General features: G+C 50.2%; 11 protein-coding genes. 7 read left to right on the forward strand and 4 right to left on the reverse strand.

What is annotated here, in order from left to right; all coding sequences use genetic code 11:
• Positions 1 to 220: 220 nt before the first annotated feature.
• On the forward strand, positions 221 to 1,261 hold the full coding sequence (locus tag FQ015_RS04130; RefSeq protein ID WP_039021268.1) for an oxidoreductase: 1,041 nt from the start codon (positions 221 to 223) through the stop codon (positions 1,259 to 1,261).
• A 35-nt stretch (positions 1,262 to 1,296) separates the two neighbouring features.
• Here FQ015_RS04130 and add read toward each other — a convergent pair whose 3' ends face one another.
• From add to malX, 3 genes are all read right to left on the reverse strand, one after another.
• Positions 1,297 to 2,298, reverse strand: coding sequence for an adenosine deaminase (gene add / locus FQ015_RS04135; protein WP_000567509.1), 1,002 nt, complete (start codon positions 2,296 to 2,298; stop codon positions 1,297 to 1,299).
• Between the two features lie 103 nt (positions 2,299 to 2,401).
• Complete coding sequence (malY, locus tag FQ015_RS04140; RefSeq protein ID WP_039021269.1) at positions 2,402 to 3,574, reverse strand: bifunctional maltose regulon transcriptional repressor/cystathionine beta-lyase MalY; 1,173 nt, start codon at positions 3,572 to 3,574, stop codon at positions 2,402 to 2,404.
• A 9-nt stretch (positions 3,575 to 3,583) separates the two neighbouring features.
• On the reverse strand, positions 3,584 to 5,176 hold the full coding sequence (malX, locus tag FQ015_RS04145) for a PTS maltose transporter subunit IICB (protein WP_160523736.1): 1,593 nt from the start codon (positions 5,174 to 5,176) through the stop codon (positions 3,584 to 3,586).
• A gap of 174 nt (positions 5,177 to 5,350) precedes the next feature.
• Between malX and malI the strand changes: the two genes are divergently transcribed.
• The 6 genes from malI (at position 5,351) to uidC (ending at position 12,943) form a co-directional block, all read left to right on the forward strand.
• A complete protein-coding gene (gene malI, locus FQ015_RS04150; RefSeq protein WP_000179513.1) occupies positions 5,351 to 6,379 on the forward strand; it encodes a mal regulon transcriptional regulator MalI in 1,029 nt (342 codons plus the stop codon).
• Between the two features lie 111 nt (positions 6,380 to 6,490).
• Entirely contained in the window at positions 6,491 to 7,258 is a 768-nt protein-coding gene (gene hdhA / locus FQ015_RS04155) for a 7-alpha-hydroxysteroid dehydrogenase (RefSeq protein WP_000483371.1), read from the forward strand.
• Between the two features lie 220 nt (positions 7,259 to 7,478).
• The gene (gene uidR, locus FQ015_RS04160) at positions 7,479 to 8,069 is read left to right on the forward strand and encodes a DNA-binding transcriptional regulator UidR (RefSeq protein ID WP_000969092.1); all 591 of its coding nucleotides are present in this window, start codon (positions 7,479 to 7,481) and stop codon (positions 8,067 to 8,069) included.
• A gap of 388 nt (positions 8,070 to 8,457) precedes the next feature.
• Positions 8,458 to 10,269, forward strand: coding sequence for a beta-glucuronidase (gene uidA / locus FQ015_RS04165; RefSeq protein WP_000945913.1), 1,812 nt, complete (start codon positions 8,458 to 8,460; stop codon positions 10,267 to 10,269).
• On the forward strand, positions 10,266 to 11,639 hold the full coding sequence (gene uidB, locus FQ015_RS04170; RefSeq protein WP_105278793.1) for a glucuronide transporter: 1,374 nt from the start codon (positions 10,266 to 10,268) through the stop codon (positions 11,637 to 11,639). The genes uidA and uidB overlap by 4 nt, the downstream gene beginning before the upstream one ends.
• Before the next feature lie 38 nt (positions 11,640 to 11,677).
• Positions 11,678 to 12,943, forward strand: a complete 1,266-nt coding sequence (uidC, locus tag FQ015_RS04175; protein ID WP_105278792.1) for a glucuronide uptake porin UidC — start codon at positions 11,678 to 11,680, stop codon at positions 12,941 to 12,943.
• Between the two features lie 44 nt (positions 12,944 to 12,987).
• Here the strand turns inward: uidC and FQ015_RS04180 are convergent, their stop codons facing one another.
• Entirely contained in the window at positions 12,988 to 14,496 is a 1,509-nt protein-coding gene (locus tag FQ015_RS04180; RefSeq protein WP_105278791.1) for a YdgA family protein, read from the reverse strand.
• Positions 14,497 to 14,565 lie beyond the last annotated feature (69 nt).

Genomic DNA, 14,565 nt, shown 5'->3' on the forward strand with positions numbered 1-14,565 from the left:
TGATCCATTAACTTCAGGGGGTAAATGTTACTTAGCAATAATAGCTCCAGCAAGATTTTTACTGAGGTTTTTGCGATATTTAGCTTTTGTCGTTGGAAAATTCGCTATTTTTTTGACTTAAGTTAAACAACATCCCTTATTGCTGGCAGGTTATTAAACTGTTGAGCGAGGGTAAAGGATAGTGTCAAATAGCCATCATACTTCAATGAGAGGCAATGACATGAGCGACAACATCCGTGTTGGGTTGATTGGGTATGGTTATGCGAGCAAAACCTTCCATGCGCCCCTGATTGCGGGCACGCCCGGGCTGGAACTGGCGGTAATCTCCAGCAGCGATGAAACAAAAGTAAAAGCCGACTGGCCAACGGTTACGGTTGTCTCTGAGCCGAAGCATCTGTTTAACGATCCCAACATAGACCTGATTGTCATCCCTACACCCAACGATACCCATTTCCCGTTAGCCAAAGCGGCGCTTGAGGCGGGTAAACATGTGGTCGTTGATAAACCCTTTACCGTGACACTGTCACAAGCGCGAGAGCTGGAAGCGCTGGCAAAAAGCCTGGGGCGTGTGCTGTCTGTATTCCATAACCGTCGCTGGGATAGCGATTTCTTGACGCTAAAAGGTTTGCTCGCGGAAGGCGTACTGGGTGAAGTTGCTTACTTTGAGTCTCATTTTGACCGCTTCCGTCCGCAGGTGCGCGATCGTTGGCGTGAACAGGGCGGCCCTGGCAGCGGTATCTGGTACGATTTAGCACCGCATCTTCTTGATCAGGCCATTACGCTATTTGGTTTACCGGTTAGCATGACGGTAGATTTGGCACAGTTACGGCCCGGAGCGCAGTCGACTGATTATTTCCACGCCATCTTGTCCTATCCGCAGCGGCGAGTCATTTTACACGGCACCATGCTGGCAGCCGCTGAGTCAGCACGTTATATCGTGCATGGATCCCGAGGCAGTTATGTGAAATATGGCCTCGATCCACAGGAAGAACGTCTGAAAAATGGCGAGCGTCTGCCGCAGGAAGACTGGGGCTACGATATGCGTGATGGCGTACTTACCCGCGTGGAAGGTGAGGAACGTGTCGAAGAAACGCTGTTGACGGTGCCGGGGAATTATCCGGCTTACTATGCGGCTATTCGTGATGCGTTAAATGGCGATGGTGAAAATCCGGTTCCGTCAAGTCAGGCAATCCAGGTAATGGAGTTGATTGAGCTGGGCATCGAATCCGCCAAACATCGCGCGACGCTGTGTCTGGCGTGAAAAGAGGATGGTGCAATTAGCACCATCCATTTTTGTTACTTCGCGGCGACTTTTTCTCGCAGTGCGCGTTTTTCCTCTGCGCTGAGGAAAGCCATTTCCAGACCATTAATCTGCGCCTGGCGGATTTGCTCGCGGGATAACCCAGCAGCCGGCGCGGCAACGGTATATTCGTGAATGATATCCACTCCCTGTACGCCGGGATCGTCAGTGTTAATGCTGGCACGAATGCCATGCTCAAGGAACGTTTTCAGCGGATGTGCCGCCAGCTCTGCCACGGTGCTGGTCTGAATATTGGAGGTCAGACAGGATTCAATACCAATTTCCTGCTCGGCGAGAAAATCCATCAGCGCCCGATCTTCAATGGCTTTTACGCCATGTCCAATACGCTCCGCCCCCAGTTCACGAATCGCCTGCCAGATGCTTTCCGGCCCGGCAGCTTCGCCTGCATGGACGGTAATATGCCAGCCCGCATCACGCGCGCGGTTGAAATGAGAAAGGAACAGACTTCCCGGGAAACCAAGTTCATCACCGGCTAAATCAAGTGCGGTAATCTGGTCACGGTGGGCTAAAAAGGCCTCCAGTTCTTGCTGACAGGCGGCTTCACCGAAGGTCCGGCTCATAATGCCGATAAGCTTCGCCTGCACACCAAAGGTGCGGCAACCTTCACGTACGCCATCGATCACCGCTTCGACAACACCCGCTACAGGCAGCTGATGTGCCATTGCCATGTAGCCCGGTGAAAAACGCAGCTCGACATAGTGCAGGCCGTTACGGGCTGCATCTTCAATGTTTTCAAATGCCACGCGGCGGCAAGCATCAAGAGAGGCGAGAACTTTAACGCCCCAGTCAAGTTTGGTCAGAAAGCTCACCAGATCGGGTTCGTTGGCAATGACCTGAACGTGGGGAATCAGTGTTTCCAGGGATTGTGCAGGAAGCGAGATATTATACTGGCGGCCAAGTTCAAGAATGGTCTGGGGACGAATGTTGCCATCAAGGTGGCGATGGATATCAGTTAATGGCAGGGTGGTATCAATCATGGTCGCACTCTTTTTCTGGATATAAAAGTGCGCACCATTATAAAAACAAAGCAGGGTAAAAATCCACGATTGCGCAACGATTTTTTACGTTGCGCAATTGGGGTTAACGAACAGCGCGGATGGCGTTAATTAATCCAGCAACACCTTTTTCCAGTTTCGAACGTGGGCAGCCGGCATTGAGACGGACAAAACCACGACCTTCTTCACCGTAGATATACCCCGGCATGATCGCGACCTTCTCATGCTCGATAAGCGCTTTTTGCAACGCGTTGTCGTCAATATTCAACGGACGTAGATCAAGCCAGGCCAGATAAGTGGATTGCGGGATCTGCCAATTGAGTTCAGGGAATGCGGCGTTCATTTTATCTGCGATATACGTCAGGTTATCTTTCAGATAGACGCGTAAGGCATCCAGCCACGGCGCGCCTTGCTCATAGGCGGCGATATGGGCAGTTAACGCCAGTACTGAAGGGGAAGAAAGGCCATCACGTCCTTTCAGTGCCGATAAATAGGCTTCACGGCTGCTGCTATTTTCTATTATCCCGTAAGCACCGGTCAGGGCGGGAATATTAAAGCTTTTCGAGCCCGACGTGAGTAACGCCCAGTCTCCGCGCGCCACATTACTCCAGGGAATATGCGGCTGCTCGCCCCAAACCATATCCATATGGATTTCATCGGAGATAACCCGCACACCATGACGCTCACACAGGTCAGCCATGATCTCCAGCTCATCGCACGTCCACACTTTCCCGGTAGGATTCTGTGGGCTACACAGGAGCATAATTTTACATTCTGGTTTCGCCAGCACGGCTTCCAGCTTGCCCATATCGCAAAACCAGCCGTCAGGCTGCTTCTCTAAAGCAACGGGCATTACTGTGCGCTGGTTACCTTCAATGGCCTTGTAAAATGCGTCATAGGCGGGTGTGTGGATCACCACGCCTTCACCTGTTTCAGACCACTGACGAATCAGTTCTGAAACCATATAGATAACAGAAGGGCCATACACCACCGACTGAGGATCGATGGCGGTGTAATGCTGGGTGGAAAACCAGTGGGCAATAGCCGCGAGAAACTCATCGTTTTTCCAGCGGCTGTAGCCAAACACGCCGTGCATCAGGCGCTGATTTAGCGCCTCGATAATGCAGGGGGCAGTGGCAAAATCCATGTCTGAAATCGTGAACGGTAACAGGTCAGCAGTGCCGAAACGGTCAGCGACATAATCCCACTGCGTACACCATGTGCCATGACGATCCACGACCTTTGAAAAATCGAACATATCTTATCCTTATGCCTGAACAGTATGCATCAGACCGGCCATTTCATCTTTTACTGACTGAACTTGTGGCCCGATAACAACCTGCAGGTTATGTTGATTAAGTTGTACTACGCCAATTGCCCGATTGTCCTTCAGTGCCTGCACATTAACAAGCGACATATCTTTCACAGACAAACGCAGACGGGTAATGCAGTTATCGAGGCTGACAATATTGTCGGCACCGCCTAAGGCTTCGAGGATTGCCGGAACGTTGTAACCTGATTTACCCGGTGCACCGGCAACGGCTTTTTCGATTGAGCTGGCAACTTCGCTATCGCGCCCCGGGGTTTTCAGATTGAAGCGGGTGATAGCGAAACGGAAGATGACGTAGTAAACGACAAACCAGATTGCCGCCACCACTGGCACCATGTACCACTTGGTTGACAGACCATGCAAAATACCGAACACCACGAAGTCGATGATATTGCCGTCGGTATTACCGATGGTGACGCCGAGCACAGACATGACGGTGAAGCCGAGGCCGGTTAACAGCGCGTGGATGACATACAGAACTGGCGCTACGAACAGGAACAGGAATTCCAGCGGTTCGGTCGTGCCGCCAACGACACAGGCGATCAGGCCAGAAATCAGCAGCCCTTTAATTTTATGGCGATTTTCCGGGCGCGCGCAGTGATACATAGCTAACGCTGCACCTGGCAGACCGCCGAGAAACGCAGGCATTTTGCCTTGCGAAAGGAAACGCGTGGCGCTTTCAGAAAAACCGTGAGTGGTCGGGCAACTCAATTGCGCCTGGAAGATGGTCAGTGCGCCGCTGACGGTTTGACCGCAGACTTCCTGCGTGCCGCCTGCGTCGGTAAAGCGAATTAATGCCACCAGAATGTGATGCAGACCAAACGGCAACAGCAGACGTTCACCGGTACCAAACAGCATCGGTCCGAAATCACCCGCGCTGTTTATCATATGGCCCAAGCCGCTAATACCCATGGCGAAAATCGGCCAGACTAATGGAATCACCAGACCGACAAGACCCATTACCAGTGAGGAGATGATTGGCACGAAGCGCGTACCGCCGAAGAATGCCAGCGCATCCGGCAGGCGGATATTATGGAAACGCTCATGCAGCATCCAGACGATAATACCGGCGATCACTGCACCGAGGATCCCGGAGTCGATCGACTGGATCCCAAGAATGCTCTGAATGTTATTGGCTTTCAGAACCGCGGCGTCCGTGGTTGGCAGAATGCCTTTATTGGTCAACCAGAAGTTTACCGCGAGATTCATTACCGCATAACCGACAAAGCCAGCAAATGCCGCTACACCTTTGTTTTCGCGTGCCAGGCCCAGCGGGATGGCGATACAGAACATGACTGGCAGGAAACTAAAAGCAAACGAGCCAATCTTACTCATCCAGGTAAAGATAGCCTGCAACACGGGGTTGCCCAGGACCGGGATCAGGGTGATGACATCATGGCTGCTAAGAGAACTACCAATGCCGAGCATAATGCCGCAGAACGACAATAATGCCACGGGTAACATGAAGGTTTTGCCTAACTGCTGGAAGAACTCCCACAGCGTGACTTTCGGTGCTGTTTTCGCCGTCATAAAACGACTCCTAGTAGAGAACAATCTGGATTCAGTAAATTGCGCGAGAAGATAAAACGTTTTATCAAATTTTAGTGAGGCACAAATCACATTACGCAACGATAATAGCGGGTATAAGATAAATAAAAGGTAAAACGTTTTATCTGTCACATAATCAGGGAGTAGGTCATCTGCATGGCTACCGCCAAAAAAATAACCATTCATGATGTTGCACTGGCTGCGGGTGTGTCGGTAAGCACCGTTTCGCTGGTGCTAAGTGGCAAAGGGCGAATCTCTACCGCCACAGGAGAACGCGTTAACGCCGCCATTGAAGAGCTGGGATTTGTGCGCAATCGTCAGGCGTCGGCGCTGCGCGGCGGGCAAAGCGGCGTCATTGGTTTGATCGTCCGTGATTTATCTGCGCCGTTTTACGCCGAATTAACGGCCGGATTGACGGAAGCTCTGGAAGCGCAGGGACGGATGGTTTTTTTGCTTCACGGCGGTAAAGACGGCGAGCAGCTGGCACAGCGGTTTTCACTGTTATTGAATCAGGGGGTCGATGGTGTGGTAATTGCCGGGGCTGCAGGAAGCAGCGATGACCTGCGACGGATGGCAGAAGAAAAAGCTATCCCGGTGATTTTCGCTTCCCGTGCCAGTTATCTTGATGATGTTGATACGGTTCGCCCGGATAACATGCAGGCTGCACAGTTGTTGACGGAGCATCTCATTCGCAATGGGCATCAGCGTATCGCCTGGCTGGGAGGGCAAAGTTCCTCATTAACCCGGGCAGAGCGGGTGGGGGGCTATTGTGCAACTCTACTAAAATTTGGCCTGCCGTTTCACAGCGATTGGGTGTTGGAGTGCACTTCCAGCCAGAAGCAAGCCGCGGAAGCTATCACGGCGCTTTTGCGTCATAACCCGACCATCAGTGCCGTGGTTTGCTACAACGAAACTATTGCGATGGGGGCCTGGTTTGGTTTGCTGAAAGCAGGGCGGCAAAGCGGGGAAAGCGGAGTCGATCGTTACTTTGAACAACAGGTTTCGTTGGCGGCATTTACCGATGCAACGCCAACCACACTTGATGACATACCTGTTACCTGGGCCAGCACGCCTGCGCGGGAACTTGGTACGACTCTTGCGGATCGCATGATGCAAAAAATCACCCACGAAGAGACGCATTCGCGCAATCTTATTATCCCCGCCCGGCTCATAGCGGCAAAATAATCCTCTCTTTATCTGCTATACCTGGTAGTGTCCTTTCCTCAAGGTTAATGATAAAAAATGTGGCACACAGGCGGTGCCTTTTATTTTTACTGAAGTTCACAGGAGGTTTATGTGTTTAATTCTGACAACCTGAGACTCGACGGAAAATGCGCCATCATCACAGGTGCGGGTGCAGGTATTGGTAAAGAAATCGCCATTACATTCGCGACAGCTGGCGCATCTGTGGTGGTCAGTGATATTAACGCCGATGCAGCTAATCATGTTGTAGATGAAATTCAACAACTGGGTGGTCAGGCATTTGCCTGGCGTTGTGATATTACTTCCGAACAGGAACTCTCTGCACTGGCAGACTTTGCCGTCAGTAAGCTGGGTAAAGTTGATATTCTGGTTAACAACGCCGGTGGCGGTGGTCCTAAACCGTTTGATATGCCAATGGCGGATTTTCGCCGTGCTTATGAACTGAATGTGTTTTCTTTTTTCCATCTGTCACAACTTGTTGCGCCAGAAATGGAAAAAAATGGCGGTGGCGTTATTCTGACCATCACTTCTATGGCGGCAGAAAATAAAAATATAAACATGACTTCCTATGCTTCATCTAAAGCTGCGGCCAGTCATCTGGTCAGAAATATGGCATTTGACCTGGGTGAAAAAAATATTCGGGTAAATGGCATTGCGCCGGGGGCAATATTAACCGATGCCCTGAAATCCGTTATTACACCAGAAATTGAACAAAAAATGTTACAGCACACGCCGATCAGACGTCTGGGCCAACCGCAAGATATTGCTAACGCGGCGCTATTCCTTTGCTCGCCTGCAGCCAGCTGGGTAAGCGGACAAATCCTCACGGTCTCCGGTGGGGGGGTACAGGAGCTCAATTAATACACTAACGGACCGGTAAACAACCGTCCGTGTTGTTTACCGGGATAAACTCATCAACGTCTCTGCTAAACAACTGGCAACCAAATCACGGATATTGGTTAACCAATTTACGAGTGAAAAGTATACGAATAGAGTGTGCCTTCGCACTATTCAACAGCAATGATAGGCGCTCACCTGACAACGCGGTAAACTAGTTATTCACGCTAACTATAATGGTTTAATGATGGATAACATGCAGACTGAAGCACAACCGACACGGACCCGGATCCTCAATGCTGCCAGAGAGATTTTTTCAGAAAATGGATTTCACAGTGCCTCGATGAAAGCCATCTGTAAATCTTGCGCCATTAGTCCCGGGACGCTCTATCACCATTTCATCTCCAAAGAAGCCTTGATTCAGGCGATTATCTTACAGGACCAGGAGAGGGCGCTGGCCCGTTTCCGGGAACCGATTGAAGGGATTCATTTCGTTGACTATATGGTCGAGTCTATTGTCTCTCTCACCCATGAGGCCTTTGGGCAACGGGCGCTGGTGGTCGAAATTATGGCGGAAGGGATGCGTAACCCACAGGTCGCCGCCATGCTTAAAAATAAGCATATGACGATCACGGAATTTGTTGCCCAGCGGATGCGTGATGCCCAGCAAAAAGGCGAGATAAGCCCAGACATCAACACGGCAATGACTTCACGTTTACTGCTGGATCTGACCTACGGTGTACTGGCCGATATCGAAGCGGAAGATCTGGCGCGTGAAGCGTCGTTTGCTCAGGGATTACGCGCGATGATTGGCGGTATATTAACCGCATCCTGATCCTCTCTCTTTCCGCGGGCTGGTGACAACTGAGCCCGCGTTTCATATCGTAATTTCTCTGTGCAAAAATTATCCTTCCCGGGTTCGGAGAATTCCCCCCAAAATATTCGTCGTAGCCATATGTCATGAGAGTTTATCGTTTTTAAGATACTCGAACGAACGTTCGATTGCTTATTTTATGGCTTCTGTCAACGCTGTTTTAAAGATTAATGCGATCTATATCACGCTGTGGGTATTGCAGTTTTTGGTTTTTTGATCCCGGTGTCAGTTCTTTTTATTTCCATTTCTCTTCCATGGGTTTCTCACAGATAACTGTGTGCAACACATAATTGGTTAACTAATCAGATTAAAGGTTGACCAGTATTTTTATTTTAATGAGGAGTCCCTTATGTTACGTCCTGTAGAAACCCCAACCCGCGAAATCAAAAAACTCGACGGCCTGTGGGCATTCAGTCTGGATCGCGAAAACTGTGGAATTGATCAGCGTTGGTGGGAAAGCGCGTTACAAGAAAGCCGGGCAATTGCTGTGCCGGGCAGTTTTAACGATCAGTTCGCCGATGCAGATATTCGTAATTATGTGGGCAACGTCTGGTATCAGCGCGAAGTCTTTATACCGAAAGGTTGGGCAGGCCAGCGTATCGTGCTGCGTTTCGATGCGGTCACTCATTACGGCAAAGTGTGGGTAAATAATCAGGAAGTGATGGAGCATCAGGGCGGCTATACGCCATTTGAAGCCGATGTCACGCCGTATGTTATTGCCGGGAAAAGTGTACGTATCACTGTTTGTGTGAACAACGAACTGAACTGGCAGACTATCCCGCCGGGAATGGTGATTACCGACGAAAACGGCAAGAAAAAGCAGTCTTACTTTCATGATTTCTTTAACTACGCCGGGATCCATCGCAGCGTAATGCTCTACACCACGCCGAATACCTGGGTGGACGATATCACCGTGGTGACGCATGTCGCGCAAGACTGTAACCACGCGTCTGTTGACTGGCAGGTGGTGGCAAATGGTGATGTCAGCGTTGAACTGCGTGATGCGGATCAACAGGTGGTTGCAACTGGACAAGGCACCAGCGGGACTTTGCAAGTGGTGAATCCGCACCTCTGGCAACCGGGTGAAGGTTATCTCTATGAACTGTGCGTCACAGCCAAAAGCCAGACAGAGTGTGATATCTACCCGCTGCGCGTCGGCATCCGGTCAGTGGCAGTGAAGGGCGAGCAGTTCCTGATTAACCACAAACCGTTCTATTTTACTGGCTTTGGTCGTCATGAAGATGCGGATTTGCGCGGCAAAGGATTCGATAACGTGCTGATGGTGCACGATCACGCATTAATGGACTGGATTGGGGCCAACTCCTACCGTACCTCGCATTACCCTTACGCTGAAGAGATGCTCGACTGGGCAGATGAACATGGCATCGTGGTGATTGATGAAACTGCAGCTGTAGGCTTTAACCTCTCTTTAGGCATTGGTTTCGAAGCGGGCAACAAGCCGAAAGAACTGTACAGCGAAGAGGCAGTCAACGGAGAAACCCAGCAGGCGCACTTACAGGCGATTAAAGAGCTGATTGCGCGTGACAAAAACCACCCAAGCGTGGTGATGTGGAGTATTGCCAACGAACCGGATACCCGTCCGCAAGGTGCACGGGAATATTTCGCGCCACTGGCGGAAGCAACGCGTAAACTCGACCCGACGCGTCCGATCACCTGCGTCAATGTAATGTTCTGCGACGCTCACACCGATACCATCAGCGATCTCTTTGATGTGCTGTGTCTGAACCGTTATTACGGTTGGTATGTCCAAAGCGGCGATTTGGAAACGGCAGAGAAGGTACTGGAAAAAGAACTGCTGGCCTGGCAGGAGAAACTGCATCAGCCGATTATCATCACCGAATACGGCGTGGATACGTTAGCCGGGCTGCACTCAATGTACACCGACATGTGGAGTGAAGAGTATCAGTGTGCATGGCTGGATATGTATCACCGCGTCTTTGATCGAGTCAGCGCCGTCGTCGGTGAACAGGTATGGAATTTCGCCGATTTTGCGACCTCACAAGGCATATTGCGCGTTGGCGGTAACAAGAAAGGGATCTTCACCCGCGACCGCAAACCGAAGTCGGCGGCTTTTCTGCTGCAAAAACGCTGGACTGGCATGAACTTCGGTGAAAAACCGCAGCAGGGAGGCAAACAATGAATCAACAACTCTCCTGGCGCACCATCGTCGGCTACAGCCTCGGTGACGTCGCCAATAACTTCGCCTTCGCAATGGGGGCGCTCTTCCTGTTGAGTTACTACACCGACGTCGCTGGCGTCGGTGCCGCTGCGGCGGGCACCATGCTGTTACTGGTGCGGGTATTCGATGCCTTCGCCGACGTCTTTGCCGGACGAGTGGTGGACAGTGTGAATACCCGCTGGGGAAAATTCCGCCCGTTTTTACTCTTCGGTACTGCGCCGTTAATGATCTTCAGTGTGCTGGTATTCTGGGTGCCGACCGACTGGAGCCATAGCAGCAAAGTAGTGTATGCATATTTGACCTACATGGGCCTCGGGCTTTGCTACAGCCTGGTGAATATTCCTTATGGTTCACTTGCTACCGCGATGACCCAACAACCACAATCCCGCGCCCGTCTGGGCGCGGCTCGCGGGATTGCCGCTTCATTGACCTTTGTCTGTCTGGCATTTCTGATAGGACCGAGCATTAAGAACTCCAGTCCGGAAGAGATGGTGTCGGTATACCATTTCTGGACGATTGTGCTGGCGATTGCCGGAATGGTGCTTTACTTCATCTGCTTCAAATCGACGCGTGAGAATGTGGTACGTATCGTGGCGCAGCCGTCATTGAAGATCAGTCTGCAAACCCTGAAACGGAATCGCCCGCTGTTTATGTTGTGCATCGGTGCGCTGTGTGTGCTGATTTCGACCTTCGCGGTCAGCGCCTCGTCGTTGTTCTACGTGCGCTATGTGTTAAATGATACCGGGCTGTTCACTGTGCTGGTACTGGTGCAAAACCTGGTCGGTACTGTGGCATCGGCACCGCTGGTGCCGGGGATGGTCGCGAGGATCGGTAAAAAGAATACCTTCCTGATTGGCGCTTTGCTGGGAACCTGCGGTTATCTGCTGTTCTTCTGGGTTTCGGTCTGGTCACTGCCGGTGGCGTTGGTTGCGTTGGCCATCGCTTCAATTGGTCAGGGCGTTACCATGACCGTGATGTGGGCACTGGAAGCTGATACTGTAGAATACGGTGAATACCTGACCGGCGTGCGAATAGAAGGGCTCACCTATTCACTATTCTCATTTACCCGTAAATGCGGTCAGGCAATCGGAGGTTCAATTCCTGCCTTTATTTTGGGATTAAGCGGATATATTGCCAATCAGGTGCAAACGCCGGAAGTTATTATGGGCATCCGCACATCAATTGCCTTAGTACCTTGCGGATTTATGCTGCTGGCATTCGTCATTATCTGGTTTTATCCGCTCACGGATAAAAAATTCAAAGAAATCGTGGTTGAAATTGATAATCGTAAAAAAATGCAGCAGCAATTAATCACCGATATCACTAATTAATATTCAATAAAAATAATCAGAACATCAAAGGTGCAACTATGAGAAAAATAGTAGCCATGGCCGTTATTTGCCTGACGGCTGCCTCTGGCCTTACCTCTGCTTACGCGGCGCAACTGGCTGACGATGAAGCGGGACTACGCATCAGACTGAAAAATGAATTACGCAGGGCTGATAAGCCCAGTGCTGGCGCGGGAAGAGATATTTACGCATGGGTACAGGGAGGATTGCTCGATTTCAATAGTGGTTATTATTCCAATATTATTGGCGTTGAAGGCGGGGCGTATTATGTTTATAAATTAGGTGCTCGTGCTGATATGAGTACCCGGTGGTATCTTGATGGTGATAAAAGTTTTGGCTTTGCCCTGGGTGCAGTAAAAATAAAACCCAGTGAAAATAGCCTGCTTAAATTAGGTCGCTTCGGGACGGATTATAGTTATGGTAGCTTACCTTATCGTATTCCGTTAATTGCTGGCAGTTCGCAACGTACATTACCGACAGTTTCTGAAGGAGCATTAGGTTACTGGGCTTTAACGCCAAATATTGATCTGTGGGGAATGTGGCGGTCACGAGTATTTTTATGGACCGATTCAACAACCGGTATTCGTGATGAAGGGGTTTATAACAGCCAGACGGGAAAATACGATAAACATCGCGCACGTTCTTTTTTAGCCGCCAGTTGGCATGATGATACCAGTCGCTATTCTCTGGGGGCATCGGTACAGAAAGATGTTTCCAATCAGATACAAAGTATTCTCGAGAAAAGCATACCGCTCGACCCGAATTATACGTTGAAAGGGGAGTTGCTCGGCTTTTACGCGCAACTCGAAGGTTTAAGTCGTAATACCAGCCAGCCCAATGAAACGGCGTTGGTTAGTGGACAATTGACCTGGAATGCGCCGTGGGGAAGCGTATTTGGCAGTGGTGGTTATTTGCGCCATGCAATGAATGGTGCCGTGGTGGACACCGACATTGGCTATCCCTTTTCATTAAGTCTTGATCGTAACCGTGAAGGAATGCAGTCCTGGCAATTGGGCGTCAATTATCGTTTAACTCCGCAATTTACGCTGACATTTGCACCGATTGTGACTCGCGGCTATGAATCCAGTAAACGAGATGTGCGGATTGAAGGCGCGGGTATCTTAGGTGGTATGAACTATCGGGTCAGCGAAGGGCCGTTACAAGGGATGAATTTCTTTCTTGCTGCCGATAAAGGGCGGGAAAAGCGAGATGGCAGTACACTGGGCGATCGCCTGAATTACTGGGATGTGAAAATGAGTATTCAGTATGACTTTATGCTGAAGTAAGAAAAAACGCCGGAGAGAAAAATCTCCGGCATTTTGGCTGTGAATTACTGCTGCGGAATAGCGGGTACAGCCGGAACGTTTAATGCCGGCATCGCAAACATGCCAACAAAATCTTCCAGTGGCATTTTCTGCCCGTTTAACGTGATCTGACCGTTAGCATATTGCAGGCTGGTGGTGATGGTATTGTCCTGCAAGGTGGTCAGACGGAACATCTGCCCCATTGCTGATGCACCTTCAACTTGCTGTTTCGCCAGTTTTTTCGCTTGATCTTCCTGATAACCTTCCAGCTTCGCTACCTGAGTCATCAACTCAGTTGCCATATCCACTGGAATGGTCAGTTTCGCATCCAGAGATTTAACCGAGCGGTCTACTTCCTGTGCCAGCGTTTGCGGCGCTTCTTTTGTCGTTGCCGGATCTTTCAGGAACAGCGACAGATTCAACGCACTTTCACCCTGACTGTTTTTCCAGCTTAACGGCGCGATAGTAATCACCGGATCGCCTTTCAGCATCAGCGGCAGAGCGCTAAAGAAGGCTTCCGTCACTTTCTCCTGATAAAGTTCGGGATTGTTGGCAATTTCTGGCTGTGCCAGCAGCGCCTGAGTTTGCGCGTTATATTGCTGGCTAAACTGATGCCAGGCTTCGCCATCAATCTGGCCGACTTTTAAAGTCAGCTTGCCGCTGCCCAGATCCTGATTCTGTACCTTAAGGCTATTTAGCGAGTAGTCCAGTTGGCTATTGATCGTTTTACCGTCATTGACCAGATCCGAATTACCGCTGATCTCCATGCCTTCCAGCAGTGCCAGTTCTTTGCCTTCCACTGAAATGGTCATTTTTTCCAGCGACAGTTTTTGGTTACCTACGCGCTCACCAAAACTTGCCAGCGTGCTGGAACCGTCGGTTTTCAGATTATTAAAGGTCAACTGCACTTTCTGGTTGTATTCGTTAACCGCGTCTATCCGACCACTTTGCGCCTCCCCTGAAAGGGAGATAGTTTTACCGTCTCTGTCAGCATTTAACTGGAACTCGCCGCCGCTAAAGGCGACTTTTTCATCCTTTTGCTCGTAATTCAGTGGCTTGAGCGAAATATCGGAACTGGAATCACCGCTATAACCAATGCGGGAGTTAATCTCAAAAGGCGTTTCACCCTTTGCCATATCAAACAGTGGCTTGCTTACTTCGTTATTGACCAGCGTGGTTTGAATTGATGCCATAGACGGGATCAGGTTCAGTTTTTTAAGCTGGGCAAAGGGGAAGGGGCCATGATCAACTGATTCGTTGAAGATGACGCTCTGACCACTTTTAATCCACGGATTTTCTTTTCCGGCAACGGGTTTCACCAACAGCTGCAACTGGCTGCTGAATACGCCGCGATGATAGTTTTGATAACTTACTTCCAGGTTGGATTCAGGAGCTGTCAGTTTGAGTTGCGCGTTCGCCTGCGCGACCATGTCTTCGAGATGGGTTTCTATCTTCTTGCCTGTATACCATGCGCCGCCTGTCCAGACTACGCCTAGCGCAACAATGACGCCTACCGCTACCAGCGATTTATTCATAATGATTATCCATAAAATGAAATCAGGCGGACTGGCCGCCTGAAGGTGTTATAAGCCTTTAATAAGCTT

Source organism: Escherichia sp. HH26CH (assembly GCF_009820205.1).
Classification (GTDB): Bacteria; Pseudomonadota; Gammaproteobacteria; order Enterobacterales; family Enterobacteriaceae; genus Escherichia; species Escherichia coli_F.